Origin of the sequence: Actinokineospora spheciospongiae, assembly GCF_000564855.1 — a bacterium.
GTDB classification, from domain to species: domain Bacteria; phylum Actinomycetota; class Actinomycetes; order Mycobacteriales; family Pseudonocardiaceae; genus Actinokineospora; species Actinokineospora spheciospongiae.
The window spans coordinates 12,986-39,681 of record NZ_AYXG01000246.1 but is presented as its reverse complement, the minus strand read 5'-3'; the positions used below and the strand labels follow the sequence as shown (position 1 = coordinate 39,681).

The window sequence follows — 26,696 nt, the reverse complement described above, 5'->3', positions numbered from 1 at the left end:
CACATCCACCCAGCCGGGCACCACCGACAAACAACCGGGCCTGAGCCGAAGCGCACGGCCAAACACATCCACCCAGCCCGGCACCCCCACCAAACGACCGGACCCTAAAAACGGTGAACGGCCGAGCACATCCACCCAGCCGGGCTTTGAACCGGAGCCAGGACCCAAGCGCCCAGCGCTCAGGGCCGAGCAACGAAGGTGTACTCGATCCCCTTCTGCCACCCACCAGCGCTCGTCGCGTGCACCTCCCCGAACCCCGCCCGCCGCAACCGCCCACTCAGCCCCGCAGCGTCGTCGAACTCGTTCACGCTCCGCCACAGGTGCCGGTACAGCGTCGCGTCGCCCCCGCGCACCCGCCCCATCGGGATGATCACCGCCCAGCACACCGCGTTCCACCGCACCCGAGCCCCCACATCCGCCCCGCGCACATACTCGTGCACCCCGAGCACACCCCCCGCGTGCAGCAGCCCCCGCAACGTCACCAGCGCCGCGTCCGGATCAGCCAGGTTGCGCAACAGATAAGCCGCGAACACCGCGTCGAACGTCCCCGAGATCGGCGCGCCCGGCAGGTCCTCAACGCTGGAGTGCACGAAGCTCACCGTCTCCGGCCAGTCCTTCTTCCGCGCCTCGGCCAGCATCTCACCCGACGCGTCGACCCCGATGATCTCCGCCTGGGGGGCGACCCGCAGCAGTGCCGCGGTCGAAGCGCCCGTACCGCAGCCGACGTCGAGGACGCGCAGGCCCGCGCCGCCGTCGGGCAGGCCCAGTGCCTCGGCAGAAGCCAGCAGGTGTTCGTGGTAACCGGGGTTGCTGCCCACGAGCCGGTCGTAGGTGCCCGCGGCGGCGTCGAACGCCCCGGGCACCTCGGCGTGGGTCAGCGGACTGCGTGAGCGGCTCATCTACAGCTCCTGGTTCTCGGTTCGGTGGTCGGCCATCAGGCCGTGTCCAGCCGCGGTGACGCGCTCGGCCTGCCCGCGCCTTGGCGGGCCCACCAGGCCCGGGCCAGTGCCGTGCCCGCCACCCGGGCCCGCTGCGGTCCCGGCACGGTGGCGCGGGCGGCGAACACGTCGTGGTCCTGCTCGGCGATGCGGTCGAGGATGCCGGAGTAGAGCACCAGCGCGGTGTCCACGCACGGCCGCGACACCGGGTCCAGCATCGGGATGCCCGCCGCGGCCACCCGGTAGACGTCCCGGATGACCGCCGCCTGGTGGACGACCGCGCGGCGGACCGCGTCGTCGGTGCGGCCCCGGTCGCGGCACCAGCGCAGTCGGTCGCGGTCCACGCCGAACGACGCCAGTTCGTCGGCGGGCAGGTACACCCGGCCGCGGTCGAGGTCTTCGCCGACGTCGCGCAGGAAGTTGGTGAGCTGGAACGCCTCGCCCAGGGCCGCCGCGTGCGGGGCGGCCTCCGCGCGTGGGACGACCGTGCCCAGCACCGGCAGCACCTGCAACCCGATGACCTCCGCCGAGCCGTGCACGTACTCGGCCAGCGCAGCCCGGTTCGGGTAGTCGGTGACGTGCAGGTCCATCCGCATGGAGTGCAGGAACGCGGTGAACAGCCGGGGTTCGAGCCGGTACCGGCGGGCGGTGTCGGCCACCGCGGCCACCACCGGGTGCGCCGAGTTGCCGCCCGCCAGCCCCGCGGTGATCAGGTCGGCGGCGGCGTCGAGGTCGCGGGCCGGGTCGACCGGGCCGGGGCCGGGTTCGTCCACCAGGTCGTCGGTCCACCTGGCGAAGCCGTAGAGGGCGTGCACCGCCGAGCGCCGGTCGCGCGGCAGCAGCCGGGTGGCCAGGAAGTAGGTGCGCCCGTGGCGGGCGTTGAGCGCCCGGCAGCGCCGGTAGGCCAGGCGCAGCGACTCGTCGGTGATGCCCGCGGCGTCGAGTTCGCGCGCGCTCATCGGGGACCGGTGATCCGGTCGGCGGCCAGCCGCCCCGACACCAGGGCGGTGGGCACACCCACGCCCGGCACCGTCCCCGACCCGGCGAGCACCGCGTTCTCGCTGTACCGGGGGAAGTTCGACGGGCGGAACGGCCCGGTCTGGGTCAGCGAGTGGGCGTAGCTGAACGGCGTGCCCGCGGTCAGGCCCCGCGCCGCCCAGTCGGTGGGCGTCACCGCGTGCACCGCCTCCACCGAGGCGGCCAGCCCGGGGAAGAGCCTGCGCTCGGCCACGGACACCACCTCCTCGACGTAGGCCTTGCCGTCGCGCTCCCAGTCCACCCGTCCCACCTCCAGGTTCGGCACCGGCGCCAGCAGGTACAGCAGGTCGCGGTCCGGGGGCGCCAGCCCGGGGTCGGACGCGGTGGGGCGGGTGATCAGCAGCGACGGGTCGCCCATGGTCGTGCCCCGGCGGATGATCTCGTCGAAGGTGCCGCGCCAGGCCCCGCCGAAGGACAGCGAGTGGTGCGCGGTGTCCGGCCAGCGCGCCGTGGTGCCCAGGTGCACCACCACCGCCGACGGCGACGACCGCAGCCGGGTCGGCCTGCGCGGTGCCCGGCCGAGCAGCCGGTAGGCGGTGTTCGGTTCGGTGGCCAGCACCACCGCGTCGCACTCGAACCGCTCACCGGCCGCGGTCCGCACCGCGGTGACCCGGCCGCCGCGCCGCTCCAGGTGGTCGACCTCGCTGCCGTAGCGGTACTCCACGCCCGCGCTCACCCCGGCGGCGGCCAGCGCGTCCGGGACCGCCCGCATCCCGCCGCGCGGGAAGTGCACGCCCGCGACGGTGTCCATGTAGGAGATGACCCCGTAGACCCCGAGCGCGCGGTGCGGGGACTCGCCCGCGTAGAGGGACTGGAAGCTGAACACCCGTTGCAGCCGCTCGTCGGTCAGGAACCGCCCCACCGCCCGTTCCAGGCTGCCGAACCCGCCCATCGCCACCAGCCGGGCCAGCGTCGGGGTCAGCAGCGACAGCGGCGAGTCGAAGTTGGCCGCGATGAAGCGGTCGTACTCCACCTCGTAGAGCCTGCGCAGCCACCGCCGCAGCCGCAGGTACCCCACCGCCTCGCCGGGACCGGCGAACGCGCGCACCGCCTCGGTCATGGCGGCCTCGTCGCTGTGCACGTCCAGCCGCGAGCCGTCGGCGAAGTGCGCCCGGTAGGCCGGGGTCAGCGGCAGCAGGTCCAGCCGGTCGCGCACCGACTCGCCCACCGCCGCGAACGTCTCGTCGAGGATGTCGGGCATCGTCAGCACGGTGGGCCCGGTGTCCACCCGGTACCCGTCCACGTCGTGCCGCCCGGCCAGGCCGCCGGGCACCCGGTCGCGCTCGAGCACCGTCACCGCCCTGCCGCGCCCGACCAGGTGCAGCGCGGCGGACAGCCCGGAGAGCCCGGCCCCGACCACCACCACCCGATCGGTCCTGCCGTTCACCGCGCGCATGTGCCGTCCCCCATGGTCGTGTTCCACGTCCCCGCCGTCGTCGATCGTCTCGTGCCCATCCGACCAGTGCCCATCCGACCAGTGCCCATCCGACCAGTGCCCATCCGACCAGTGCCCATCCGACCAGTGCCCATCCGACCAGTGCCCATCCGACCAGTGCCCATCCGACCAGTGCCCATCCGACGAGTGCTCGTCGGGCCGGTGCCGGTCCGGTCGATCGCGCTCACCGGCCGCGTTCGCCGCACGCGAGCGCCAGACCGGTCAGGTGGTCGCGGGCCACCACCGGGATCGGGGCGGGCGCCAGCGCGGCCACCCCCCGGTGCAGCCGCTCGTCGATGAGCCGCTCGACCTCCGCGCGGGCCCCGGTGCCCTCGATCAGCCGGACCCAGCGCCGCACCTCGGCCTCGTCGGCCGCACCGCCGCGCAGCCCGTCCAGCTCGCGGCGCTGCGCGGGGGTCGCCAGGTCGCGGGCCACCACGACCACGCTGGTGGCCTTGCCCGCCCGCAGGTCGTCGCCGAGGGGCTTGCCGGTGGCGGCCGGGTCGCCGAACACGCCGAGCAGGTCGTCGCGGAGCTGGAACGCCTCGCCGATCGCGTCACCGTACTCGCCCAGCGCGCCGATGACCTCCTGGTCGCAGCCCGCCAGCTCCGCGCCCAGCTCCAGCGGCCTGCGCACCGTGTAGTGCCCGGACTTGGCCCGCGCCACGGCCAGCACCTCGCCCAGCGACGGCTCCTCGGCCACCTGGTTCACCAGGTCCCGGAACTGGCCCACGGCCAGCTCCGCGCGCAGCCAGTCGTAGCGGGGCAGCGCCCTGGTGACCGCGTCGGCGGACAGCCCGCTCTCGCGCAGCATCTGCGCCGCCCACACCAGGCACAGGTCCGCCGCCAGCACCGCCGCCGACTCGCCGAACCGCTCCGCCGACCCGGTCAGCCCGCAGCGGCGGTGCCAGTCGGCGAAGCGCACGTGCGCCGCGGGCCTGCCCCGGCGGGTGGCCGACTCGTCCATGACGTCGTCCTGGATCAGCGCGAAGCAGTGCAGCAGCTCGGCGCTGGCCGCGGCGCGCAGCGCGGCCGGGGTCTGCGCCGCCCCGCACAGCCAGCCCGCCAGCACGAACGTCGACCGCAGGTACTTGCCCCGGCCGACGAAGTCGACCAGCACCCGGCCGATCACCTCGGTCTCCGGGGTCAGGTGCTCGGCGGCCCGGCGGGCGACGAAGTCGCGGACGTGGTCGGCGGCCTCCGCCCGCACCCGGCGGTGCCACCCGGGGAAATCCTCGTGCGCGGACCTGCGGACCGCCCTCGGTGCCGCCTCGCCGGTGAACCTCACAGAACCTCCGTCATGACCTGGTGCCGGTGCCCGCCCCGGTGCCGACCTCGCGCGCTTCGATGTGCTGGCGGAGCATCCGGGTCAACCCCCTCGGGTCGTCGACCCCGACCACAATCGTGCGGGGTCCGCGCCCTCCCCGCACGCCGTGCCGGAAGCGCACGCACACCACGTGGTCCCGGCCACACACCGCGGCGAGCAGCGCGGCGGCCACGGCGGCGGGACCACGGGGACGCCCGCCCACCTCGGCCAGCCGGTCGCAGGACCTGCGCAGCCGCCACGGGCCCAGTCGCACCAGGACGTGGCGGTCGTCCACCCGCACCGCGAGCCCGGACAACCCCAGTGCGCGGCCGAAGGCCGTCGTCGGGGTCATGGCGAAGTGGCCGCGGTGCGGGCGCCCGCGCTCTTCCCGGTCGCCGGGCGGACCCAGCCAACTCAGATCGTTCCCCCGTACCACGACGTCGCACCCCGGGGCGCCACCCGCGGTGCCACCGCGGCGCGGCGCACCCGGGGTGCGCTCGGTCCGTGAACCCATGCCCCGGTATACCCAACCGGGATAGGACAAACGACAACATTCCGCTCGTGGCGGCACTCATCGACCCGTTGGGGACCGGTGCTCGCCCGATCGGGTCACGCCACGCGGTCGGCCCGCAGCACCGTGACGATCTCGGTGTCCTCGTCCGGCCCGATCAGGCCACGCTCGAGCAGGTAAGGCGCCCGCTCGCGCATGACCGGGCCGAAGGGGACCCTGGTCCGGGAGACGACCTCCGCGCGCAGCCCGCCTGCCTGGAGCTGGCTCAGGGAGCGGGGCACGTCGGCGACCTCGGAGTGGACCAGCAGCAGGAAACCACCCGGGCGCAGCAGCCCGGCAGCGGCGGGGCACAGCTCGTCGAGCACCGCCCGCCCGTCCGGGCCCGCGTCCCAGGCCCGGGTCGAGGGGGTGGTGGGCGTGGGGCACGGCACATAGGGCGGGTTGGCCACCACCACGTCGTAGGGCCCCGACCCCACCACGGTGGACACGCCGCCGTGGCGCACCCGCACCGGGGCGCGGTTCAGCACGCCGTTGAGCCAGGCCGCTGCCAGCGCGCGCCGGGAGACGTCCACGGCGGTGACCGACCCCGCACCCGCCTTGGCGGCGGCAACGGCCTGCGCACCGGTCCCGGTGCACAGGTCCAGCACCCGCGCGCCGCGACGCACGCCCGCGGCGGCGATCGCGCGGGTCAACAGCCTCGTGTCCTCCTGCGGTCGGTACACGCCGGGCAGTCGCAACACCGCCGTGGGAAGACCCTCCGGCTCGAGCTCGTCGGGGGTGAGATCCATTGTGGTCATGGCCGTCTCCATTCGTCGCCCGAGGCTGTTTACCCCGGTGCGGCACGGAGAAACGCCCCCGTAACACCCATCTGACCAGGCGCGACCTGTGTCACCTTCCACACAGGAGATTCGCGGTTTGAAACGTGGGAGAGCCCACTTCCCGCGCCGTGCGGGGCGCAGCCGGGCGTGGTATCAGCTCTCCCGGTGGACGCCCGCGCCCAGCGCGTAGGCCAGGTGCCCACCGAGGGCGCCGCCGACGCTCACCGCGGTCAGGCCCAGCACCGACCAGGTCACCCCGGCCTTGCGGGCACCCCGCCGCCGCGCCCGGTAGGACGCCAGGAAGCACACCGTGGCCGTCGCGTTGGACAGCGCGTGCAGCGCCCCCACCCGCCTGCCGCGCGGGTCGGTGACGGTGGCCAGTTCCACCAGCCCGGTCAGCACGGCGGCGGGGGTGGCCGCGAGCCCGATGCCCACCAGCTTGCGGGCGGTGTCGTCGTCGTGCAGCAGGAAGTCGGCGACCGCCGCAGCCGTCCACGTGCCCACCGGCAGCGTGATGAGGATCGGGTGCACGGGGTGCCCGAGGAACCGCCCGCGCAGCGCCGCCTCCACCGCCTCGGGCAGCCGGACCCGACCGAGCATGTCGGCCACGCGGTCCAACGCCCGCACCGATTCCACCGAGGACAACAGATCACGAGTCGCCATGGCCCCCGACTACCCGTTCCCGACCCGGTCAACCCGCCCCGGCGGTGGAGATCATCCGACCGTGCGGCCCGCACCGCGTTTGACCCGTGCCGCGCCGGGTACCGCAACCCGGTCGGACCACCGGACGAGGAGCCGCCATGCCCAGCCGCGACGGGATCGCCGAGCCCTGGGGCACCAGGACGCCCTACGGGCCGGGGGAGCGGTGGCCCACGCGGGTGGACACCCGGCTCGCCGACGGGGTGACCGCCGACGACGTCGACGAGTGGGTGCCCACGGCCTCGGTGCTGCACTCCAACGGCGACGGCCTGCACCTCGCGGTCAAGGACGGGCGGGTGGTCGGGGTCCGCGGCCGGGCCGACGACCGGGTCAACCACGGCAGGCTCGACCCCAAGGACCTGTTCGCCTGGCAGGCCAACCGCTCCGCCGACCGGCTCACCACACCCCTGGTCCGCGACGGCGGCAGGCTGGTCGAGGCGAGCTGGGACGAGGCCATGGGGCGGGTCGTCGAGCGCAGCCGGGCGCTGCTGGGCGACCGCGGCCCCGGTTCGATCGGCTTCTACACCAGCGGCCAGCTCTTCGCCGAGGAGTACTACACCCTCGCCGCCGTCGCCCACGGGGCGATCGGCACCAACCACGTCGACGGCAACACCCGGCTGTGCACCGCCACCGCCGCGGCCGCCCTCAAGGAGTCCTTCGGCTGCGACGGCCAGCCCGGCTCCTACACCGACGTCGACCACGCCGACGTGATCGCCCTGTTCGGCCACAACGTCGCCGAGACGCAGACCGTGCTGTGGTCCCGGATGCTCGACCGGCTGGCCGGGCCGAACCCGCCGCTGCTGGTCTGCGTCGACCCGCGCACCACCGCGGTCGCCCGCGCCGCCACCGTCCACCTCGCCCCGCTGCCCGGCACGAACGTCGCCCTGATGAACGGCCTGCTGCACGAGGTCGTCGCGCACGACCGGGTCGACCACGACTTCGTCGAGCGGTCCACCGTGGGCTTCGCCGACCTCGCCGAACAGGTGCGGCAGTGGCCGCCCGAGCGGGCCGCGGCGATCTGCGGGGTACCCGCCGAGGAGATCCGGCACGCCGCCCGCGTCCTCGGCGGCGCCCGGCGCCTGCTGTCCACCGTGCTCCAGGGCTTCTACCAGTCCAACCAGGCCACCGCCGCCGCGGTGCAGGTCAACAACCTGCACCTGCTGCGCGGAATGATCGGCAAGCCGGGCGCGGGCGTGCTCCAGATGAACGGGCAGCCCACCGCCGAGAACACCCGGGAGTGCGGCGCCGACGGCGACCTGGTGGGCTTCCGCAACTGGAACAACGACGCGCACGTGGCGGACCTGACCGAGCTGTGGAACCTCGACGCGAACGCCATCCCGCACTTCTCGCCGCCGACGCACCTCATGCAGATGCTGCGCTACGCGGAGAACGGCTCCCTGCGGATGCTGTGGGTCAGCGCCACCAACCCCGCCGTGTCCCTGCCCGAGCTGGCCCGGGTCCGGTCGATCCTCGGCCAGGACCGGCTGTTCCTGGTCGTGCAGGACATCTTCCGCACCGAGACCGCCGAGCTGGCCGACGTCGTGCTGCCCGCCGCCGCGTGGGGGGAGAAGACCGGCACCTTCACCAACGCCGACCGCACCGTGCACCTGTCCCGCCGGGCCGTCGACCCACCCGGGCAAGCCCGCGCCGACCTGGACATCTTCCTCGACTACGCCCGCCGCATGGACTTCCGCGACCGCGACGGCGCGCGGTTCCCGCCGTGGCACGACCCGGAGTCGGCGTTCGCCGCCTGGCAGCGGGCCAGCGCGGGCAGGCCGTGCGACTACTCCGGACTGGACTACGACATGCTCGCCGAACGCAGCGGCGTGCAGTGGCCGTGCAACGCCGAGCACCCCGACGGCACCGAACGCCTCTACGCGGACGGGAAGTTCTTCGCCGCACCCGACTACTGCGAGAACTACGGCCGCGACCTGGTGACCGGCGCTCCGATGGAGGCCACCGAGTACCGGGCCATGAACCCCGACGGCAAGGCCATGCTCAAGGCGGCCGACTACGTCCCGCCGCACGAGCGCCCCGGCGAGGAGTTCCCGCTGTCGCTGATCACCGGCCGCACCGTCTACCACTTCCACACCCGCACCAAGACCGGCCGCACCCCCCAGTTGCGCGACGCCGCCCCCGAGGTGTGGGTTGAGGTCTCCGCCCCCGACGCCGAAGCGCACGGCGTCACCGAGGGCGACCTGGTGGAGGTGAGCACCCCGCGCGGGTCGGTCCGCGCCCACGCCCGCGTGTCCGCCATCCGGCCCGGCGTGCTGTTCCTCCCCTTCCACTACGGCTACTGGGACACCGAGGCGCCACCGGACGGCGACCGCGAGCACCACCGCGCGGCCAACGAGCTGACCATGACCGATTGGGACCCGGTGTCGAAGCAACCCCTCTTCAAGACCGCCGCCGCCGCGCTGACCCGGATCGCCGCGGGCGACCGCCCCGCGGCCGCCCCCACCACCGGCGCGGCCACACCGCTCGACCCGACCGTTCCCGCCACCACGGGCGGCCCGGCCGCCACGGTCCAGGAAACCCACGCGGCGGAGCAGACCGCAGGCGGTGCCCGGTGAAGCTGAACCTCGTCCTGCGCGAACTGCACCGCGCCGAGACCGCGCTGGCCCGCAACCTCCGCCGGGCGGCCGAGCGGCACAGGGTGGAGCACGAGGTCCACCACGTCGCCCTCGACCTCGCCGAGTGGTCCGCGCGGCACGTCCGCGACCTCGCCGCCACCGCCCGCAGCCGCGGCCTGGGCCTGGACGCCCACAGCGCCGACCGCCCCGGCCTGCTGGCCCCGCTGCGCACCACCATCAGCGAACTCGCCGTCCACCGCCCCGAACCGGGGCTGCTCCTCCTGCGCGACCTCCGCGCCCTGCACCGCACGACCGCGGGCCTGTCGGTGGACTGGGAACTGCTCGCCCAGGCCGCCCAGGCGGCGCGCGAACTCGACCTGCTCGCACTGGCCCAGCGCTGCCACCCGGACACCCTGCGCCAGCTCAAGTGGACCAACGCCATGCTCAAGGTGCTCTCACCGCAGATCCTGATCGGCTGACCGGGTCACCCGGCCGCGCGGCGGTGCAGGCGGATCGCCGAGACCAGGAAGAAGACACCGCCCAGCGTCGCGTACCCGGCGACGGTGCTGAGCGACGCGCCCGCACCAGCGGCCTGGACGACGAAGCTCGTGCCCGCGACGGCGGAGATGCCGCCGCTGAGGACCATCGCCCACTGGCCGCCGAGCCCGCGCCGCAGGACCGCCACGATGAGCTGCACGATGCCCGCGGTGATCGCCCAGGCACCCCACACCCGCAGCACGTCCGGGATGCCGGAGGTGACGGCGATGGCCAACCCGATGGCGGCGAGCAGGCTCAGCGCCATGTTGGCGTACAGCGGCACCCGCGGCCGGGCGGTGCCCGAGGAGCGGAAGTCGACCACGGCCGCGGCGACGTCGAACAACGGGTAGACCACCAGCAGGGCGATGCTGACCGGGGTGAGCGCCGAAGCGGTCAGCGCCACCAGGCCCGCCCAGACGACGGCGAAGCCGAAGCGGGCGTAGTACAGGTTCCGCAATCCCGTGGTCGTGCCCGCGACATCAGCCGCGGTGCCGGTGGCATCGGTGTGGGTGGAAGTCGACATCGGATTCCTCTTTCGGCCGCATCAGGTAGATAGAACGATCGGTCTACTCAACCTTGGGTCACGGTTCCGTCCATGTCAAGACCGATCGTTCTGTCTGCTAGCGTCGAGGCGGAACTCGGGAAGGAGAGGTGGATGTCGGAAGCACGGGCGCGCCTGCTCAGCACGGCCAGCGGGTTGTTCTACGCCGAAGGGCTCCACTCCGTGGGCATCGATCGCATCATCGCCACAGCGGGGGTGACCCGAGCGACGCTGTACCGGCACTTCCCGGGCAAGGACGACCTCGTTGTCGCCTACCTGACCCTGGCCGACGAGGCGATCCGCGCGCGCGTGGACGCCGCGCGGTCCCGGGACGCGCTCCCCGAAGACGTCATCCGGACCGTCGCTCGGTCCATCGCCGACGACATCCGCGGCCCCGGCTTCCGGGGCTGCGCGTTCCTCAACGCCGCCGCCGAGTACCCCGACCCGGCCCACCCGGTCCACCGGGCGGTGCTCGGGCACCGGCAGTGGTTCCTGGCCGCGATCACCGAACTCTTCACCGACACCGGGAAGCCCGATCCGGAACCCGCGGGCAGGCACTTCGCCATGCTGCGCGACGGCGCCATGGCCGCGGGCTGCCTGACCGACCCGGAACCCATCTGCGCGACGTTCCTGCGCGGGGTCGAAGGACTCCTCGAGTACCGCAGCGGTCTGGGACCCGACGACGGCGCCTGAGGGCACACCCCGATCACCCCACCCGCGACGCGGCGGCCACGGCTGTGATCACCGTGACGCCCCGCTCACGTGCTCACGGCCGCGCCGAGTCGGGTGACGGCGGCGATCGGGTCCTCCAGTCCCGCGACGACGCAGTCGACCACGCGGTCGACACCTCCCGCGCGCAACGCGGCCCGCTGCCGGTCGGCACCGGAACCGGCGCGAACTAGCACGTCGACCGCGGCGGTGGTGAAGGCCAGGTCGCCCATCTCCTCGAGGGCGGGGCCGACCCGGTCCAGCAGGTCGCCCACCCTCCGCCGCCCGGTGCTGGGGGTCGCGCGCACCGGATCGATGGCGGGCCCGGTCAGCCCGTGCCGGGCCGCCGCCCACACCGACGCCGCGGCGACCTGCGGGTCGAGCCGGGGTCCCTCGCGGCCCGCCGCCAGCTCGGTCAACGCGGTGCGGACCAGGGCGCGCGACAGGGCGACCTGGAGCACCGCCTCCCAGGGCTCGACCACGGTGTCCGCGGCCCGCAGTTCCACCGTGGGCAGGTGCGCGGACGGCCGGACCAGCCAGAAGGTCATCCGGTCGTCGACGAGCACCCCCAGGTCGACCAGGCGGTCGACCTGCCGGTCGTGGTCGGCGGCCGAGGCGAACCAGGGCGGCAGCCCGAAACCGGGCAGCCGGGCCTGGTCGAGCACGCGGAGGCTGGCCTGCCGGTGGTCCCGCCCGTACCGCACCGCGGAGTTCGCCGACAGGGCCAGCAGCGTCGGCAACCAGGGGGAGACGTGGTTGAGCACGGCGACCGCCGTGTCCCGGTCGCCGACCCCGACGTGCACGTGGCACCCGGACACCTGGTAGTCGCTGAACACCGGCCCGAACCGCTCGAAGATCTCCGCGAACCGCGGCCCGACCGAGCCCGCCGCCGCACCACCCTCGATGACCGGCACGCCGCACGCCGCCAAGCGCATCCCCAGTTCGGCGGCGGTCGCGGTGAGTGCCGTCCGCGCCTCGCAGACCTGGGACCCCACCTCGGAAAGCGTCCGGCACACACCGCTGGCGACCTCCACCTGGGTCTGCATCAGCTCCGCGTGCAGCGCGCCACGGGTCAACCGCGCCCGCCCCAGCACCTCGGCCGACCGGGGCGCGGGGAGCCCGGTCGCCTCGTCGAGCAGGAGGAATTCCTCTTCGATGCCGACCGTGACACCGTCGTCCGCTTGGAAGGCCACCGCATCCCCCTGTCCGCGCATCCCCGCCCGGGACAGCCGCAGGCGGAGTATTCCCAACCGGACTCCAGGACAACCACCGGGCCGGGACCCGGTGTCCGGGCAGGGACTCCAGCGGCCGGATCGACGACCGCGACCACCTCCCCCGGCCGCACGCCGCCGGAACCGGATGCCGGCCGCTGGGCCCACCTCGGAACCGGGGTGGAAAAACTCGACCGGGCATCACTTTCCGGTCGGAGGTCTTTTGTTCGGTCCTTCGGGGTTTCTCGCTCTGCCGCGACGGCGCCCCGACCGGGTGGCGCCACATTGTTTGCCTGCCCGCAGCGGTACCAGGGGTGGTGTGAAGAGGAAGTCAAAGTGCGGAGGCGGGATCTTGTGGACGAACCGGCAATGATGGTGTATACACCCGGGGGCGCGTGGACAAGAATGGAAAATTGGTTGATTCCCCAAAGTGGCGGTGCGGGCGTCGGATGGGGCGGAACACCTTTTACGGAACCCTGATGGGTGGGTGGGCCGGAACGGATGTATGGTTCTGCCGGTTTGTGCCGGACATCCGGGCAACCGGGATCTTCACCACACCGGACAAACCTCGTACCCCCGCGCGCCGATGCTCCGGCGAAAGAGGCGAACTCGCGGGATCGACGTCCCCACCAGGCAAATTTGGAGTGTAGGCACCATGAACTTCATCCAGTCGATCGTGACCCTGTTCCTCACCATCGGTGACATCAACATTTTCTGAAACATTTTCCGGACTCGTCGGGCTTCGTCCTGAACGACCGTCGGAACCGACCGCGGCCGCCTGGTTTCAGGTGGTCGCGGTCTTTGTGTCCTCGGCGGACCGGTGCTGCCCGCCCGTGGTGGAGTAAAACGGCGAAGTTACGACCGTGTTGCATATCACTTTAACCCGTCCGCCGATCGGGTTACCCCGAACGCATGATTGAGTGACGCGGCGTATGGCTGCGCACGGCAGGTGGACCTCCACGCGGAGGACGGTATTTCGGGGTGTGCGCCCGACCTCTCAGGGTGCACAGATTGGGAGCGGGAATGGTTGCCGAACAGCGCGACGTGCTGAACCTGTCCAAGGCGCAGCGGGGAATCTGGTTCGCCCAGCGTCTTGATGCGGACAATCCCGTGTTCACCGTTTCCCAATACCTCCACCTCCGCGGTGCCCTGGACGTCGTCGCGCTCGAAGAGGCGGTCCGGCGGGTACTGGGTGCGTCGGAAGCCCTCCGCCTGCGCTTCGTCGAGCACGACGGCGAGCCGATGCAGTTCATCTCCGAGTCGGGCCACTGGGAACTGCCCGTGGTCGACCTGGCGGAGGAGTCGGACCCGGAGGAAGCCGCCCGGTCCTGGATGCGGCGGGACCTGGCGACGCCGACGGACGTCTTCGGCGACAGGCTGTTCCACGCCGCGCTGATCCGGCTCGCACCGGACGAGTTCTTCCTCTACCAGCGCGTCCACCACCTGCTCCTCGACGGCTACGGGGCCGTGCTCGTGCTCCGCCGCATCGCCGAGGACTACTCGGCCCTGCAACGGGGTGAACCCGTGGCGGACACCGGGTTCGGGTCCCTGGTCGACGTGATCGCCGAAGACGGCGAGTACGCGACCTCGGAGCGCCGCGGAAACGACGCCGAGTACTGGCGGACGCGGTTCGCGGACCTGCCGGAACCCACCCAGCTCACGGACTCGGCCGCGGGGCTGGCCACCTGGTCGCTGCACCGGTCCGCCGCCGTCGGCCCCGGGGAAGCCGAGCGGCTGCGCGCCCTCGCCCGGTCGCTGCGGACCGACTGGTCCCCGGTGGTGATCGCGGTCGCCGCCGCATACCTGCACCGCAGCACCGGTGCCCGGGACGTGGTCCTCGGCCTGCCGGTCACCGCCCGGCGCACCGCCGCGCAGCGCGCCACCCCGGCGATGCTGTCCAACGTGGTCCCGCTGCGGCTGCGGATCACCCCGGCCACCACGACCACCGAGCTGGTGGCGCAGACCTCGCGCCAGGTGCGCGACGCCCTCAAGCACCAGCGCCACCGCGCCGAAGACCTCCGGCGCGACCTCGCGCTGCCCCGGTCCCGGCGCCTGCACGGGCCCACGGTGAACATCCTCCCGTTCGCCCCGGAGATCGAGTTCGGCTCGCACGCGGCGTCGCTGCACAACCTGTCGGTCGGACCGGTCGACGACCTGTCCATCGTGGTCCAGGGCATCTCGGCCGAGCACGGCCTGCGCGTCGACGTGACCGCGAACCCCCTGCGCTACAGCGAAGAGGAGCTGGCCGGGCACCACGAGCGCCTGGTGCGGCTGCTCCGCGCCGCGACGGCGCACCCCACGGCGCCCATCGGCGAGCTGGAACTGCTCGGCGAGCCGGAGCGCCGCCTCGTCCTCCAGCGGTGGAACGCGACCACCGTCGAGACCCCGAAGACCACCGTCCCCGAGGCGTTCGCCCGCCAGGCCGCCGCGACCCCCGAGCGGGTCGCCGTCTCCGATGGACGGACGACGCTCACCTTCGCCGAGTTGGACCGGCGCGTCGACGAACTGGCCCGGGTGCTGGCCGCCCGAGGGGCCGGTCCGGGCCGCGTCGTGGCGGTCGCCCTGCCGCGCTCGGTCGACAGCGTGGTCGCGCTGCTCGCGGTGGGGCGCGCGGGCGCCGCCTACCTGCCGCTGGACGTCTCCCACCCGGTGGACCGGTTGGCGTTCCTGCTGGCCGACGCCGAACCCCACCTGGTGATCGCCCACTCCTCGACCCGGGACCTCCTCCCCGAGGTGGACGTCGTGCTCGACGAGGTCGACCTGGCGGCGGTCCCGCACGTCGACCCGACCCCCGCCGGGCCGGGCGACCTCGCGTACGTGATCTACACCTCGGGTTCCACCGGTCTGCCCAAGGGCGTCGCGGTGGAGCACAGCGCTCTGGCGAACCTCCTGGCGAGCCACACCAACAGGCTCTTCCCCGCGGGCCGCGCCGCCGCCGGGCGTGCGGTGCTGCGCGTGGCCCACCTGTCCGGCATGGCCTTCGACGCAGCGTGGGACCCGGTGCTGTGGCTAGTGGCCGGGCATGAGCTGCACGTCGTGCCCGACGCCGTGCGCCGCGACCCCGAGGCGTGCACCCGCCACCTGCGCGACGGGCGCATCGACGTGATCGAAACGACCCCGTCCTACCTGCGGCAGTTGCTCGCCGCGGGCCTGCTCGCCGAACCCCGGCGCCACCCGGCGGTGGTGGCGCTCGGCGGCGAGGCCGTGGACCCCGAGCTGTGGCGCGAGCTGACCGATGGGGACCGGGTGCTGGGGGTGAACCTCTACGGACCGACCGAGTCCACTGTGGATGCCGTGATGACGGCGATGCCCGGCCACGGCTCCCCGGTCATCGGCAGGCCGGTGGACAACGTGCGCGCCCACGTCCTCGACCACGCGCTGATGCCGGTGGCCCCGGGGGTGCGCGGTGAGCTGTACCTGGCGGGCGCGGGTCTGGCCCGGGGTTACCACAACCGGCCCGCGCTGACGGCGACGCGGTTCGTCGCCGACCCGTTCGGCGGCCCCGGGCAGCGGCTCTACCGCACCGGCGACCTGGCGCGCTGGACCGGCGAGGGGGTGCTGGAGTTCCTGGGCCGGGCCGACGACCAGGTCAAGATCCGCGGCCACCGCGTCGAACCCGGCGAGGTCCAGGCTGTACTGGCGGCCCACCCCGACGTGGACGACGCCGCGGTGCTCGCCGACGGGACCGGGGAGTCCGCGCGGCTGGTCGCCTACGCGGTGTCCTCGGTGGAGCCCGCCGAGCTGCGGGCGCACCTGCGCCACCGCCTGCCCGAGCACATGGTTCCCCAGGTGGTGCTCACCCTGGCGGAACTGCCCCTGACGGTGAACGGCAAGCTCGACCGCACCCGCCTGCCCGACCCCGCCGCAGCGGGAGGGGTCGAGGGGCCGGGCCGCCGCGGTCCGGCGACCTGGTTGCAGGCGCGGCTGTGCGCGATCTTCGCCGAATCCCTGGGCCGCACCGGGGTCGGCCCGGACGACGACTTCTTCGAACTGGGCGGGCACTCCCTGGTCGCGACCCGGGTGGCGGGCCGCATCCGCGCCGAACTCGCCGCCGACATCGCCATCCGCGACCTGTTCGAGGCGCCCACCCCGGCGCTGCTGGCCGAGCGGGTCGAGGCGGGCGGGAACGCCGACCGGCCGCGGCTGGTCGCCGCACCCCGGCGCGAGCGGGAACCGCTGTCCGCCGCGCAGCAGCGGCTCTGGTTCCTCAACCGGCTCGACCCCGGCGCCGCGGGCTACACCATGCCCGCCGTCCTGCGCCTGACCGGGGCGCTGGACCAGGCCGCCCTGCGCGCGGCGCTGGCCGACGTGGTGACCAGGCACGAAAGCCTCCGCACGATCTTCGCCGAGTCGGACGGCCTGCCGTACCAGCGCGTCCTCAACCCCGGGCACACCGGGATCACCCTGGCGGTCGAGGACGTCGCCCCCGCCGGGATCACCGAGCGGCTGACCGCCGAGGCCGGGCGCGGGTTCGACCTGTCCGCCGAGGCGCCGCTGCGCGCGACGCTGCTGCGCGTCTCGGACTCCGAGGCCCTGCTCGTGCTGGTGCTGCACCACATCGCGGGCGACGGCTGGTCCTTCGGGCCGCTGGCCCGCGACCTCGCCTCGGCCTACCGGCTGCGCGCCGACGGGGTGGACACCGGGCTGCCGCCGCTGGCGGTCCAGTACGCCGACTACGCCCGCTGGCAGCGCGAAGTCCTCGGCGCGGAGGGCGACGCGGACAGCCGCGCCGCGAGGCAACTGGCGTTCTGGGGCACCGCGTTGCGCGACCTGCCCACCGAGCTGAGCCTCCCGGTGGACCGCCCCCGCCCGCCGCGGCCGACGGGAGAGGGCGCCGCTGTCGCGGTGGAGGTGCCCGCCGCCGCGCACGCCGCCCTCTCGCGGCTGGCCGCCGAGAGCGGCACCAGCCTGTTCATGGCCCTGCACGCGCTGTTCGGGGCCACCCTGTCCAAGTTCGGCGCCGGTGCGGACATCCCGATCGGCACCCCTGTCGCCGGGCGGACCGATCCCGCGCTCGAAGACCTGGTCGGGTTCTTCGTCAACACGCTCGTCCTGCGCACCGACCTGAGCGGCGACCCCAGCTTCACCGAACTGCTGCGCCGCGTGCGGGAGACCGACCTGGCCGCCTTCGAGCACCAGGACCTGCCGTTCGAGCGGGTGGTCGAGGAGTTGGCCCCGCAGCGCGCACCCGGGCGCAACCCGCTGTTCCAGGTGATGCTCACGTTGCAGAACAACCCGGCGCCGCGCATCGAGCTGGGCGACCTGCGGGTCGAGGCGGGACCCGCCGCCCGGACCTCGACGGCGAAGTTCGACCTCTCCCTCACCCTGACCGAGCGGTACGACCCCACCGGGGCACCCGGGGGCATCACCGGGGAGCTGGAGTACAGCACGGCGATGTTCGACCGGACCACGGCGTCCCGCCTGGCCCGCGGCGTGGTGACCCTCCTGGGGAACGTCCTCGCCCGGCCGGACGAGCCGCTGCGGACCGCCGACGTGCTCACCGACGACGAGCTGCGCGAGGTGATCACCCAGGGCACGGGGACGAGCCGGGAGGTCAACGCCGAGACGCTGCCGGAGGTCTTCGGGCAGCGGGCGCGGCTGCACCCCGACCGCACGGCGGTGGTGGCCGCCGACGGCACCCTCACCTTCGCCGAACTGGACCGCCTCGCCGACCGCCTGGCCCGGGAGATCGCCGCCCGCGGTGCCGGTCGGGGGCAGGTCGTCGCGGTGGTGCTGGAGCGCTCCCTCGGCACGGTGGTGGCGCTGCTGGGCGTCCTGCGCGCCGGGGCGGTCTACCTGCCGGTGGACCTGGAGTACCCGGACGACCGGATCGCCCACCTCATCGGGGACGCCGCCCCGGCCCTGGTGCTGACCACTTCGGAGACCGCGAACCGGTGCGGCACCGGTGTTCCGGTGGTGCTCCTCGACGACCTCCCGCCGGACTCGGGCGCCGGGCAGCTCCCCGCCCCGCCCCGGCCCGCCGACCTCGCGTACCTGCTCTACACCTCGGGTTCGACCGGGCGCCCCAAGGGCGTCGCGGTGGAGCACCGCAGCCTGGCGAACCTGCTCGCCAGCCACCGGGAGCAGGTGTTCGCCCCGGCGACCGCCGCCGCCGGTCGCGACGTGCTGCGCGTCGCGCACACCGCCGGGGTGTCCTTCGACGCGTCCTGGGACCCGATCCTCTGGCTCGCCGACGGCCACGAGCTGCACCTGCTCGCCGACGCCGTCCGCCGCGACCCCGAAGCCCTCCTTGACCACCTGGCCGAACACCGGGTCGACGTCGTGGAGACCACCCCCTCCTACGTCCGCCACCTGCTGCCCATGGGCCTGCTCGCCGAGGGCGGGCACCGCCCCCGGGTGATCGCGCTCGGCGGGGAGGCGGTGGACCCCGCCCTGTGGCAGGAGCTGTCCGGGGTGCCCGACGTGCTCGCCTTCAACTTCTACGGCCCGACGGAGTCCACAGTGGATTCCGTCATCGCCCGGCTCGGCGACCACGACCGCCCGGCGGTGGGAACGGCGATCGCCAACGTGGGCGCCCACGTGCTCGACCCCGGGCTGCGCCCGGTGCCCCCCGGTGTCACCGGGGAGCTGTACCTGACCGGGGCCGGGCTCGCCCGCGGCTACCACGGCCGCCCCGGGTTGACCGCCGAACGCTTCGTGGCCTGCCCGTTCGACGACGGGGCGCGGATGTACCGGACCGGCGACCTCGTGCGCCGGACCCCCTCCGGCGTCCTGGAATTCGTCGGCCGCGTCGACGACCAGGTGAAGATCCGCGGGTTCCGCGTGGAGCCGGGGGAGGTGCAGGCCGCACTGGCCGGTGCCGAGCGGGTCGACGCGGCGGCGGTGCTCGTGCACCGCGGCCCCGGGGGGATCGACCGGCTCGTGGCCTACGTGACCGGCGCCGACCCCGACCCCGCCGCCGTGCGCGAGCACGCCGCGCGGCTGCTGCCGGACTACATGGTGCCGCAGGTGGTCGTGGTGGTTCCCGAGCTGCCGCTGACCGTCAACGGCAAGCTGGACCGGGCCCGGCTGCCCGAACCCGACCTCACCGCCGCGCCCGAGGGCCGGGCACCCGGCACCCGGGTCGAGGCGGAGCTGTGCGCGCTGTTCGCCCAGGTCCTCGGGCTGCCCGGGGTCGGGGTGGACGACGACTTCTTCGACCTCGGCGGGCACTCGCTGCTCGTCACGCGGCTCACCAGCCGGGTGCGCGCGGTGCTCGGCGCCGAGGTGGCCATCCGCACCGTGTTCGAGGCACCCACCCCGGCGGCGCTCGCTACCCGGATCACCCCCGACGGCTCCACCCGGGCCCGCCTCACCCGGCGGGAGCGGCCCGACCGGGTTCCGCTGTCGCACGCGCAGCGCCGCATGTGGTTCCTCAACAGCTTCGAGGGCACGGGTGCGGGCTACCACATCCCGATGGCCCTGCGCCTGCGCGGGGAACTCGACCACGACGCCCTGCGCGCCGCGCTCGCGGACCTCACCGCGCGGCACGAGGTCCTGCGCACGGTCTTTCCCGTGGAGGACGGGGTCCCCCACCAGCTCGTGCTCCCCGCCGAGCAGGCCGGTGTCCCGCTGCCGGTGCTCGACGCCGACCCGGCGCGGCTGCGCGCGGTCCTCGCCGAGCACGCGGCCCGCCCGTTCGCCCTCGACGCGGAGCTGCCGCTGCGCGCCGCGCTGGTCCGGGTGGGCCCCGGGGAGCACGTGCTCCAGGTCGTGACCCACCACATCGCCAGTGACGGGTGGTCCACCGCGCCCATGGCCCGCGACCTGGCGACCGCCTACACCGCGCGCCTGCGCGGCGAGGCGCCGGAGCAGCCCGAGCTGCCGGTGCAGTACGCGGACTACTCCCTGTGGCAGCAGGAACTGCTCGGCGACGAGGGGGCCGAGGACAGCACCGCGCACCGGCAGCTCGGCTTCTGGCGCGAGGCGCTGTCCGCGCTGCCCGACGAGCTGTCGCTCCCGCACGACCACCCCCGGCCCCGGGAGTCGACCTACACGGGCGGGACCGTGCCGCTCACCGTGCCCGCCGACCTGCACGCCCGGGTCGCCGAGTTCGCCGCCGAGCACGGCGCCAGCTTGTTCATGGTGCTGCACGCCGGGCTGGCCACCCTGCTGTCCAGGCTCGGGGCGGGGGAGGACGTCGCGATCGGCACCGCCGTCGCCGGTCGCACCGACGAGCGGCTGGAAGAACTGGTCGGCTTCTTCGTCAACACCCTGGTGCTGCGGACCGACCTGTCCGGCGCCCCCGGCTTCGCCGAGCTGCTGCGGCGGGTGCGGGCGGGTGACCTGGCCGCGTTCGACCACCAAGACGTCCCGTTCGAGCGCGTCGTGGAGGAATTGGCGCCGCCGCGCACGCTCAACCGCCACCCGCTGTTCCAGGTCATGCTGACCGTGCAGAACGCCGCCCGCCCGGACCTCGCGCTGCCCGGGCTGGCGGTGACCACGGCCGGGGACGACGACGTGGCCGCGGTGAAGTTCGACCTCTCGTTCTCGGTGGCCGAGCACCACGGGCCCGACGGCGCCCCCGCCGGGCTGTCGGGCACCGTGGAGTACAGCGCGGACCTGTTCGAGCCGGGCACCGCGCACCGGCTCGCCCGCTGGCTGCCCCGGTTGCTCGAATCCGCCCTCGCCGACCCGACCCGGCCCGTCGCCGACCTGGAACTGCTCTCCGGCGCGGAACTGGAAACCGTTCTCCAGACCTGGAACGACACCGGCCGCGAACTGCCCGCCGAGACCGTGGCGGCGGAGTTCGAGCGGTGGGCAGGCGGACCCGGCCGGGACCGCACCGCCGTGGTCGCCGCGGGCCGCGCGCGCACCGCTGGGCAGCTCGACGCGCACGCCAACCGGCTCGCCCGACTGCTGCGCCTGCGCGGGGTCGGCGCCGGGGACATCGTCGCGGTGGCCGTCCCGCGCTCGGTGGAGACGGCCGCGGCGCTGCTCGCCGTGCTCAAGGCGGGCGCCGCGTACCTGCCGGTCGACCTCGCCTACCCGGCCGAGCGCATCGGCCTCATGCTGGCCGACGCCGCTCCGGCGCTGGTGCTGACGACCGAGGCAGTGGCCTCCCGGTTGCCCGGGGTCCGCACCCTCGTGCTCGACGACAGCCGGGTGGTCGCGGAACTCGACGCCACCCCGCCCGCCCGCCTGGCGGAGGCGGAACTGCGGCGCCCGATCGACGGCGGGCAGCCCGCGTACGTCATCTACACCTCGGGCTCCACCGGGCGCCCGAAGGGCGTCGTCGTCGAGCACCGCTCGCTGGCCAACCTGCTGCGCCACCACCGGGAGCACGTGTTCGAGCCCGCCGCGCACCGCCTCGGCGGTCGCGGGCTCCGGGTCGCGCTGACCGCCGCCGTCGCCTTCGACGCCTCCTGGGACCCGTTCCTGTGGATGGTCGCCGGGCACGAGCTGCACATCGTCGACGACGACACCCGGCGCGACGCCGGGGCGCTCGCCGAGCACCTGCGCACGCGGGCCATCGACGTCGTCGAGACCACCCCGTCGTACCTGCGCCAGCTCATCACCACCGGGCTGCTCAGCGGGGACGGCCACCGGCCCTGCGTGCTCGCCCTCGGCGGCGAGCAGGTCGACGAAGCCCTCTGGGCGCAGTTGCGCGCCACCGAGGGGGTCACCGCCTACAACTTCTACGGACCCACCGAATCCACAGTGGACTCGGTGATCGCCGACATCGACGACACCGAGAAGCCCGCGATCGGCAAACCGGTGCGCAACACCCGCGCCTACGTCCTCGACACCCGGCTGCGGCCCGTCCCGCCCGGTGTGGCGGGGGAGCTGTACCTGTCCGGGGCGGGGGTCGCCCGCGGGTACCTCAACCGCACCGGGCTCACCGCCGAGCGCTTCGTCGCCGACCCCTTCGGCGACAGCGGCGACCGCATGTACCGCACCGGCGACCTCGTGCGCTGGCGCTCCGACGCCACCCTGCAGTTCCTCCGCCGCGGCGACGACCAGGTGAAGGTGCGCGGCTTCCGGGTCGAACCGGCCGAGGTCGTCGCCGCGCTGGAGGACGACCCCTCCGTGGCCGAGGCGGCGGTCGTCCTGCGGGAGACCGGGGCGGACGACACGGCCCTGGTCGCCTACGTGGTGGCGGGCGAGACCGAGCCCCGGGCCGACGCGCTGCGCTCGGCGCTGGCCGCGAAGCTCCCCGACCACATGGTCCCCTCGGCCTTCGTCGTGCTGGACCGGATGCCGCTGACCCCCAACGGCAAGCTCGACCAGCGGGCACTGCCGGTGCCCGGCCCGCAGACCCGATCCGCCCACCGCGGACCGAGGTCACCGCGCGAAGACCTGCTCTGCAAGCTGTTCGCGGAAACGCTGGGCCTGCCGAGGGTGGGGATCGACGACAGCTTCTTCGACCTCGGCGGCCACTCGCTGCTCGCCAACGCCCTGATGTCGCGCATCCGCACCGCGCTCGGCGTCGACCTGCCGATCCGCAGGCTGTTCGAGGCCCCGACCGTGGCCGGGCTGGCCGAGCGGCTGGACGCGGGCGGGACCGGGAGCGACCTGGACGTGCTGCTGCCCCTGCGCACCACGGGCGACCGGCCGCCGCTGTTCTGCGTGCACCCCGCCAGCGGCCTGTCGTGGACCTACTCCGGTCTCCTGCGCCACCTGGAACCCGACCAGCCGCTCTACGGGCTCCAGTCGCGGAAGCTGGCGCAACCGGGGTACGCGCCCGCCAGCATCGAGGAGGTGGCCGCCGACTACGTCGAGCACATCCGCTCGGTGCAGCCGCACGGCCCCTACCACCTCCTGGGCTGGTCCTTCGGCGGCAACCTCGTGCACGAGGTGGCGGCGCAGTTCGAGGCGGCGGGGGAGCGGGTCGGCCTGCTGACCGTGCTCGACGCCTTCCCCCAGGCCCCGCGCGACGGGCTCGAAGCGGCCAGCGAGGCGGACATGTTCGCCGCGCTGCTGCGCAGCCAGGGGTTCCCCGTCGAACCCGGCCGGTCCCTCGACCGCGCCGCCGTGCTGGAGCACTTCCGGGAGATCGGCAGCCCGATGGGCAGCCTGACCGAGGACGCGCTCGGCGGCATGATCGGCGCCTTCGTCAGCCAGGCCGTGCTCATGCCCGGCTTCGTCCCGCACGTGGTCGAGGCGGACGTGCTGTTCTTCGCCGCCACCGAGAACCGCGAACCCGACGGACCCGAGGTGGCCGACTGGCTGCCCTACCTCACCGGCCACGTCGAGGTCCACGACGTCGACGCGGCCCACGTCGAACTCACCCAACCCCACGCGCTCGGCGTCATCGGCCCGATCCTGTCCCGCAGGCTCGCGCACGTCCAGGACCACGCCCAGCAGACCCGAACCGGAGCAGGAGACCGAGGATGACCAACCCGTTCGACGCCCCAGACGAGCAGTACCTGGTGCTGGTCAACCACGAGAACCAGCACTCGCTGTGGCCCTTCTTCGCCAGGGTCCCGGCGGGCTGGGCGGTCACCTTCGGCCCCGACGAGCGCACCGCCTGCCTCGACCACATCGAGCGGAACTGGACCGACATCACCCCCGCCAGCGCCAGGGACGGGGAGGCGCCGCGATGACCGGGGCGGCCATCAGCCTGGAAGGGCTCGGCAAGTCCTTCGGCGCGAAGAAGGCGCTCGACGGCGTCGACCTGGAGGTGCCCGCGGGCCAGGTGTTCGGCCTGCTGGGCCCCAACGGCGCCGGGAAGACCACCACCGTGCGGATCATCAGCACCCTGCTGCGCCCCGACCGCGGGCGGGCGCTGGTGGCCGGTGAGGACGTGGTGCGCGAGCCCGACCGGGTCCGCCGCAGGATCGGGCTGTCCGGGCAGTACGCCGCGGTCGACGACAAGCTGACCGGCTACGAGAACCTGTACCTGGTCGCCAAGCTCTACGGCATGCGCCGCCGGGTCGCGGCGGACACCGCGCGGGACCTGCTCGCGCGGTTCCACCTGGAGGACGCCGCCGACCGGGCCGCCGGGACCTACTCCGGCGGCATGCGCCGCAGGCTCGACCTGGCGGGCGCGCTGGTCGCCGCGCCGCCGGTGGTCGTGCTCGACGAGCCCACCACCGGGCTGGACCCGCAGAGCAGGCTCGACACCTGGGACGTCGTCGGCGAACTGGTCGGGCAGGGCACGACGGTGCTGCTCACCACCCAGTACCTGGAGGAAGCCGACCAGTTGGCCGACCGGATCGCGGTGATCGCCAAGGGGAAGGTGATCGCGGAGGGCACCAGCGACGAATTGAAGGCGGCCACCGGCGGGGAACGGCTGGAGGTCGTCACCGCGACCCCCGGTGAACTCGCCACCGCCCACCGGGTCCTCGCCGCCGTCGGCTCCGGCACCCCCGCGGTCGACCGGCGGGCCCGCCGGATCGAGGTCGCGGTGGGTGCGGGCGCGGCGGGTCAGCGCGCGCTGGCCGCCGCCGCGCACCGCCTCATCGTCGAGGGCGTGCGGGTCCTGGACATGGGGATGCGCCGATCCACCCTGGACGACGTCTTCCTTGCCCTGACCGGGGAGGTCATGGACTCGGGTGACGCGGAGGAGACCGCGGTACTGCCGGAGGTCCTGGAGTGGCCCCGCCACCACGGCCACCTCAACCGGGGCGGGGTGGGCGCGTGACGGTCCTGGTCAGGGTCGCGCGCGACAGCGGCACAGTCGCCTGGCGCAACCTGCTCAACATCCGCCGCACCCCCGGGTCGATCTTCGCCAGCGTGCTGCAACCGATCATGTTCGTGCTGCTGCTGGGCTACGTCTTCGGCGGCAGCCTCGGCGGCGACGCCTACCGCGAGTTCATCATGGGTGGGATCTTCGCCCAGACGGTCACCTTCAACGCCTCGTTCACCACCATCGGCCTCGCCAACGACCTGCAACGGGGCATCGTCGACCGGTTCCGGGCGCTGCCGATGTCGCGGGTCGCGGTCATGCTCGGCCGCACCACCTCCGACCTGACCACGAGTGTGGTGAGCCTGACCGTGACCAGCCTGTGCGGTCTCGCGATCGGCTGGCGCATCCGCGGCGGAATCCTCGACGCCGTCCTCGCCTACCTGCTCATCCTGCTGTTCGCCTTCGCCATGTCCTGGGTCGGCGCCTTCATCGGCCTCACCGCCCGCAGCGTCGAGGTGGCCCAGAGCCTCGGGCTGATCTGGTTGTTCCCGGCCACGTTCATCTCCTCGGGCTTCGTCTCCGTCGCCGCGATGCCCGAGCCGCTGGCCACCATCGCGGAGTGGAACCCGATCACCGCCCTGGCCAACGCCGCCCGGTCGCTGTTCGCCAACCCCACCCCGGCCGGGCTGCTGCAACCGCAGGCGTGGCCGGCCCAGCACGCGGCCCTCTACGCCGCCCTCTGGTCCATCGGGCTGGTCGCCCTGTTCATGTCGCTGTCCGTGGCCCGCTACCGGCGTGTCGCGAGCAGGTGACCGGGCGGGCCCGGTGACCGGGGTCCGGGTGGACCGGACCGCCTGGAATGCTGTGCGCGTGGACGTGCGCGCCAGGAACAACGTCGTGGTCACCGGCAACGAGAGCGGCCCGGTGCTGGTGCTCGCCCACGGCTTCGGCTGCGACCAGAACCTGTGGCGCCTGGTGGTGCCGCTGCTCGCCGAGCGGTTCCGGGTGGTGTTGTTCGACCACGTCGGCGCCGGGCGCTCCGACCTCTCGGCGTGGACGCGGGAGCGCCACTCGTCGCTGCGCGGCTACACCGACGACGTGCTCACCCTGCTGCGCGAACTCGACCTGCGCGATGTCGTGTTCGTGGGCCACTCGGTCAGCGCGATGATGGGGGTGCTGGCCGTCGCCGAGGAGCCGGAGCGCTTCGCCAAGCTGGTGCTGCTGACCCCGTCGCCGCGCTACCTCGACGACGGCGACTACCGGGGCGGGTTCAGCGCCGAGGACATCGACGAACTGCTCACCTCGCTCGACAGCAACTACCTCGGCTGGTCGGCGACCATGGCCCCGGTCATCATGGACAACCCCGACCGCCCCGAACTGGGCGCGGAGCTGGCCGACCTGTTCTGCGGCACCGACCCGCACATCGCCTCGGTGTTCGCCCGCGTCACCTTCCTCTCGGACAACCGCGAGGACCTGGCGGCGGTGACCGTGCCGACCCTGGTGGTCGAGTGCGCTCGCGACGCCATCGCGCCGACGGGGGTGGGCGCGTACGTCCAGTCCCGGATCGCGGGCAGCACCCTGGTCACCCTCGACGCGGTCGGGCACTGCCCGCAGCTCAGCGACCCGGAGATCACCGCCGAGGCCATCATCGCCTTCGCCGCACCGCGCTGAGCGCGCCCGCGGCCTCGTGTGATCAACAGGCGCCCGCGCGACCCCGGCATCGAGGTGCGCGACTTCGCGTTCCCCCGGTCCGCGCGGGGAGCGCGACCGGCAGCGGTGCGTGAATAAATGGGTATCTCCACTTAATGAC

General features: G+C 73.8%; 17 protein-coding genes and 1 pseudogene. 9 read left to right on the top strand and 9 right to left on the bottom strand.

Annotation, left to right across the window (positions count from 1 at the left end; translation table 11 throughout):
• Positions 1-179: 179 nt before the first annotated feature.
• Genes UO65_RS31990 through crtI form a run of 3 tightly spaced genes read right to left on the bottom strand, consistent with a single transcriptional unit; the run spans position 180 to position 3,372 of the window.
• Complete coding sequence (locus UO65_RS31990) at positions 180-899, bottom strand: class I SAM-dependent methyltransferase (RefSeq protein ID WP_035290437.1); 720 nt, start codon at positions 897-899, stop codon at positions 180-182.
• 35 nt (positions 900-934) lie between these two features.
• Complete coding sequence (locus UO65_RS31985; protein ID WP_035290434.1) at positions 935-1,897, bottom strand: phytoene/squalene synthase family protein; 963 nt, start codon at positions 1,895-1,897, stop codon at positions 935-937.
• A complete protein-coding gene (gene crtI / locus UO65_RS31980) occupies positions 1,894-3,372 on the bottom strand; it encodes a phytoene desaturase family protein (protein ID WP_035290431.1) in 1,479 nt (492 codons plus the stop codon). The genes UO65_RS31985 and crtI overlap by 4 nt, the downstream gene beginning before the upstream one ends.
• Between crtI and UO65_RS39095 the strand changes: the two are divergent.
• A pseudogene (locus UO65_RS39095) lies at positions 3,371-3,550 on the top strand (Cys-every-fifth RiPP peptide CefA); the annotation flags it as partial. The gene crtI and the pseudogene UO65_RS39095 sit on opposite strands and share 2 nt — an antisense overlap.
• 45 nt (positions 3,551-3,595) lie before the next feature.
• Here the strand turns inward: UO65_RS39095 and UO65_RS31975 are convergent.
• The 4 genes from UO65_RS31975 to UO65_RS31960 all read right to left on the bottom strand — a co-directional run bounded on the left by UO65_RS31975 (position 3,596) and on the right by UO65_RS31960 (position 6,709).
• The gene (locus tag UO65_RS31975; RefSeq protein WP_035290429.1) at positions 3,596-4,699 is read right to left on the bottom strand and encodes a polyprenyl synthetase family protein; all 1,104 of its coding nucleotides are present in this window, start codon (positions 4,697-4,699) and stop codon (positions 3,596-3,598) included.
• 10 nt (positions 4,700-4,709) lie between these two features.
• A complete protein-coding gene (locus UO65_RS31970; RefSeq protein WP_035290426.1) occupies positions 4,710-5,069 on the bottom strand; it encodes a hypothetical protein in 360 nt (119 codons plus the stop codon).
• 257 nt (positions 5,070-5,326) lie between these two features.
• The gene (locus UO65_RS31965; protein WP_233427929.1) at positions 5,327-6,025 is read right to left on the bottom strand and encodes a methyltransferase; all 699 of its coding nucleotides are present in this window, start codon (positions 6,023-6,025) and stop codon (positions 5,327-5,329) included.
• A gap of 174 nt (positions 6,026-6,199) precedes the next feature.
• Positions 6,200-6,709: a DUF2231 domain-containing protein gene (locus UO65_RS31960; RefSeq protein ID WP_035290421.1), complete on the bottom strand. Its 510-nt coding sequence runs from the start codon at positions 6,707-6,709 to the stop codon at positions 6,200-6,202.
• 137 nt (positions 6,710-6,846) lie between these two features.
• Between UO65_RS31960 and UO65_RS31955 the strand changes: the two genes are divergently transcribed.
• Together UO65_RS31955 and UO65_RS31950 are read left to right on the top strand one after the other, a co-directional pair.
• Entirely contained in the window at positions 6,847-9,318 is a 2,472-nt protein-coding gene (locus UO65_RS31955; protein WP_035290417.1) for a molybdopterin oxidoreductase family protein, read from the top strand.
• A complete protein-coding gene (locus UO65_RS31950) occupies positions 9,315-9,797 on the top strand; it encodes a hypothetical protein (protein WP_035290414.1) in 483 nt (160 codons plus the stop codon). Before UO65_RS31955 ends, UO65_RS31950 begins: the two co-directional genes overlap by 4 nt.
• 5 nt (positions 9,798-9,802) lie before the next feature.
• Here the strand turns inward: UO65_RS31950 and UO65_RS31945 are convergent, their stop codons facing one another.
• A complete protein-coding gene (locus UO65_RS31945) occupies positions 9,803-10,378 on the bottom strand; it encodes a hypothetical protein (RefSeq protein ID WP_035290412.1) in 576 nt (191 codons plus the stop codon).
• A gap of 132 nt (positions 10,379-10,510) precedes the next feature.
• Between UO65_RS31945 and UO65_RS31940 the strand changes: the two genes are divergently transcribed.
• Positions 10,511-11,089 carry a TetR/AcrR family transcriptional regulator gene (locus UO65_RS31940; protein WP_035290409.1) on the top strand — a complete coding sequence of 193 codons (579 nt, stop codon included), beginning with the start codon at positions 10,511-10,513 and terminating at the stop codon, positions 11,087-11,089.
• Between the two features lie 65 nt (positions 11,090-11,154).
• Here the strand turns inward: UO65_RS31940 and UO65_RS31935 are convergent, their stop codons facing one another.
• Positions 11,155-12,297, bottom strand: a complete 1,143-nt coding sequence (locus UO65_RS31935; protein WP_233427928.1) for a carboxylate-amine ligase — start codon at positions 12,295-12,297, stop codon at positions 11,155-11,157.
• 1,041 nt (positions 12,298-13,338) lie between these two features.
• On the opposite strand from UO65_RS31935, the gene UO65_RS31930 reads away from it, so the two are divergent.
• The 5 genes from UO65_RS31930 to UO65_RS31910 are packed head-to-tail and all read left to right on the top strand — an operon-like array spanning position 13,339 to position 26,557.
• Positions 13,339-23,652, top strand: coding sequence for a non-ribosomal peptide synthetase (locus tag UO65_RS31930; protein ID WP_052022087.1), 10,314 nt, complete (start codon positions 13,339-13,341; stop codon positions 23,650-23,652).
• Positions 23,649-23,861 (top strand): MbtH family protein, encoded by a 213-nt coding sequence (locus UO65_RS31925; protein WP_035290406.1) that lies wholly within the window; start codon positions 23,649-23,651, stop codon positions 23,859-23,861. Before UO65_RS31930 ends, UO65_RS31925 begins: the two co-directional genes overlap by 4 nt.
• Positions 23,858-24,901 (top strand): ATP-binding cassette domain-containing protein, encoded by a 1,044-nt coding sequence (locus UO65_RS31920; RefSeq protein ID WP_063936054.1) that lies wholly within the window; start codon positions 23,858-23,860, stop codon positions 24,899-24,901. Before UO65_RS31925 ends, UO65_RS31920 begins: the two co-directional genes overlap by 4 nt.
• Complete coding sequence (locus UO65_RS31915; RefSeq protein WP_035290404.1) at positions 24,898-25,698, top strand: ABC transporter permease; 801 nt, start codon at positions 24,898-24,900, stop codon at positions 25,696-25,698. Before UO65_RS31920 ends, UO65_RS31915 begins: the two co-directional genes overlap by 4 nt.
• Positions 25,682-26,557: an alpha/beta fold hydrolase gene (locus UO65_RS31910; protein WP_233427927.1), complete on the top strand. Its 876-nt coding sequence runs from the start codon at positions 25,682-25,684 to the stop codon at positions 26,555-26,557. The genes UO65_RS31915 and UO65_RS31910 overlap by 17 nt, the downstream gene beginning before the upstream one ends.
• Positions 26,558-26,696: the final 139 nt, after the last annotated feature.

Excerpts from the sequence above, each read along its gene's own strand:
- UO65_RS31990 (WP_035290437.1), bottom strand. The coding sequence starts at position 899 with ATGAGCCGCTCACGCAGTCCGCTGACCCACGCCGAGGTGCCCGGGGCG.
- UO65_RS31985 (WP_035290434.1), bottom strand. The coding sequence starts at position 1,897 with ATGAGCGCGCGCGAACTCGACGCCGCGGGCATCACCGACGAGTCGCTG.
- crtI (WP_035290431.1), bottom strand. The coding sequence starts at position 3,372 with ATGCGCGCGGTGAACGGCAGGACCGATCGGGTGGTGGTGGTCGGGGCC.
- UO65_RS31970 (WP_035290426.1), bottom strand. The coding sequence starts at position 5,069 with ATGACCCCGACGACGGCCTTCGGCCGCGCACTGGGGTTGTCCGGGCTC.
- UO65_RS31965 (WP_233427929.1), bottom strand. The coding sequence starts at position 6,025 with ATGACCACAATGGATCTCACCCCCGACGAGCTCGAGCCGGAGGGTCTT.
- UO65_RS31960 (WP_035290421.1), bottom strand. The coding sequence starts at position 6,709 with ATGGCGACTCGTGATCTGTTGTCCTCGGTGGAATCGGTGCGGGCGTTG.
- UO65_RS31955 (WP_035290417.1), top strand. The coding sequence starts at position 6,847 with ATGCCCAGCCGCGACGGGATCGCCGAGCCCTGGGGCACCAGGACGCCC.
- UO65_RS31945 (WP_035290412.1), bottom strand. The coding sequence starts at position 10,378 with ATGTCGACTTCCACCCACACCGATGCCACCGGCACCGCGGCTGATGTC.
- UO65_RS31940 (WP_035290409.1), top strand. The coding sequence starts at position 10,511 with ATGTCGGAAGCACGGGCGCGCCTGCTCAGCACGGCCAGCGGGTTGTTC.
- UO65_RS31930 (WP_052022087.1), top strand. The coding sequence starts at position 13,339 with ATGGTTGCCGAACAGCGCGACGTGCTGAACCTGTCCAAGGCGCAGCGG.
- UO65_RS31925 (WP_035290406.1), top strand. The coding sequence starts at position 23,649 with ATGACCAACCCGTTCGACGCCCCAGACGAGCAGTACCTGGTGCTGGTC.
- UO65_RS31920 (WP_063936054.1), top strand. The coding sequence starts at position 23,858 with ATGACCGGGGCGGCCATCAGCCTGGAAGGGCTCGGCAAGTCCTTCGGC.